General features: G+C 57.7%; 1 protein-coding gene and 2 tRNA genes. 1 reads left to right on the top strand and 2 read right to left on the bottom strand.

From position 1 onward, the window contains the following. Window positions 1–35: 35 nt before the first annotated feature. Window positions 36–980 carry an NrpR regulatory domain-containing protein gene (locus QFX31_RS01000; RefSeq protein ID WP_348530287.1) on the bottom strand — a complete coding sequence of 315 codons (945 nt, stop codon included), beginning with the start codon at window positions 978–980 and terminating at the stop codon, window positions 36–38. A gap of 54 nt (window positions 981–1,034) precedes the next feature. Here QFX31_RS01000 and QFX31_RS00995 point away from each other — a divergent pair. Then, window positions 1,035–1,107: transfer RNA gene (locus QFX31_RS00995), tRNA-Gln, on the top strand. A 283-nt stretch (window positions 1,108–1,390) separates the two neighbouring features. Here the strand turns inward: QFX31_RS00995 and QFX31_RS00990 are convergent. Next, window positions 1,391–1,465, bottom strand: a tRNA-Glu gene (locus tag QFX31_RS00990). Between the last annotated feature and the right edge of the window lie 362 nt (window positions 1,466–1,827).

Below are 1,827 nucleotides of genomic sequence, written 5' to 3'. Positions count from 1 at the left end.
ACAGCCATCTTTCTGACCTCGCTTATCGCCCAGTCCTAGCCCTTATAAAATCTTATCCGAGACATCTCCTCGCAGGGGATCAGCGCGGATATCGGGGATGTGCGGATGCGCACCCCGCACTCAGCGACAGCCACGGGAGCGTTGACGCCCGCGCATATCGCTATGCCGACGCGACCCGGAGCCACAGGGCATCCGAGCACATCATCCCCGGGATCGCCCACAACGATCCTGCCAACGATCGAGCGCGCGCGCTCCAGGATGCGCGCTGTGTCCTCAAAAGCGCTGACCGGCACCTCCCTGACGTTGGCCAGGACCTTCCCGGAGCCGGTGCGCACGGCGTCCATCACCCGGGCGATCCTCCTCGCCATGAAGGCCCTCATCGGATCTATGGAGGTGCCTGCGTACGCAATCAGATCCGAGAACCTGCACGGCTCCCCGCTCCTGATCTCGAGGACGCCCGCGAATGTTGTGTTCACAGGCACCCCCGCCTTCAGGAGGAGCCCGTCGACGGTGATGCTGCAGACCGTCCCGATCTCCGCGCACTCATCCCCGCGATTCACGCGCACCAGGTCCCCCGAGTATCCGGATTCCGCGACCATCTCCATGACCTCGAGCGCTCTCTCCACGTCCTCGGGCGCCACGATGCTGATGTTCGCCACGAGGTCGCCCCTCGAGAAGTCAAACGTGGTGCGCAGCATGTACTCCTCTATGAGCGTGTTCACGAAGCCGATCCTCTCGTGTATCAGCGCGTCCCTGAGCTCCTTGAGACCGAGGGGGGTTGCGATCCTCCCAGAGTAGCCGTGCCGTCTCGTGAATCCGAGCTCATCGAGTATCCTGAGGTTGTAGCGTATGGCCCTCTCGCCGAGGCTGTAGCCCCTGCTGCTGAGAACGTCTGAGATCGTCCTCGCGCCCACAGGCCTCTTGGACTCGGCTATAACCCTGAGGATCTCCAGGAGCTTCCTCTGATCGCGCCCTCTCATCGATTATCAGAACGAGGAAGGGAATATATATAGTCAGGGCAAGATCCAGACCGGAGTCCCGTGGGGTAGGGGCCAATCCTGCCGGCCTTTGGAGCCAGCGACGGCGGTTCGAATCCGCCCGGGACTATTAGGAGGGCGCTCAGCCCGGCCGGATCGCGGCATATAGCTGAACGCTCTCGTGTGTGTACTTCTATCATTGAAATCCGCAGCGCTCATTTCTGCCAGGCTCATGGGATATCTCGCACATGGCTCTCGATTTCAGGAGGATCATTCAGATATTCGAGTACACGACCCGCCCCAGATTCCGGCCATGACTCGCAAAACCCGGATATTAATATGATGATATTCTTCGCGAACAATATTATCATCTCTATTTCACAGAATATCATCATAATAAAATATGCAATTTATGCTCCGGTCGGGATTTGAACCCGAGTCTTCGGCTCGAAAGGCCGGAATGATTGACCTGGCTACACTACCGGAGCTCTAGCGTAATGGCCACTCGCAACGTATTAATCTATCCCCTGAGCTACCAGGAGATGGAGCGGATGGGTCGGGGTCATCATAGACCATGGGATCAGCTTCCACTGATGCAGAAATATTCTCACAAATATGCATGCACCGGTATGATGCCCTCGCCCGTTATGTTTATATGCCATTAATATGAAGTCAGGAATTGTGCCTGAGCAAAACACTGAAATATTTGACGTGTGTCTTAAGATCAGGTACCCTGAACCTGAGGGGTCTGACAGGGACTCCGGCGTGTGCGGTGGAGACCGGCCGGAGGGTGATGGGCGCGGTTATTTTTCTGCGTTCATCTGCCAGGCGGGAGGCCTGGATCCTGGGG

It is taken from the genome of Methanothrix sp., assembly GCF_030055635.1.
Classification (GTDB): domain Archaea; phylum Halobacteriota; class Methanosarcinia; order Methanotrichales; family Methanotrichaceae; genus Methanothrix_B.
The sequence above is the reverse complement of the archived record's forward strand: the minus strand, read 5'-3'. Positions and strand labels throughout refer to the sequence as shown.

What these genes read in the sequence shown, in the direction of transcription:
- QFX31_RS01000 (WP_348530287.1), bottom strand. Translation starts at nt 980, where the DNA reads ATGAGAGGGCGCGATCAGAGGAAGCTCCTGGAGATCCTCAGGGTTATA.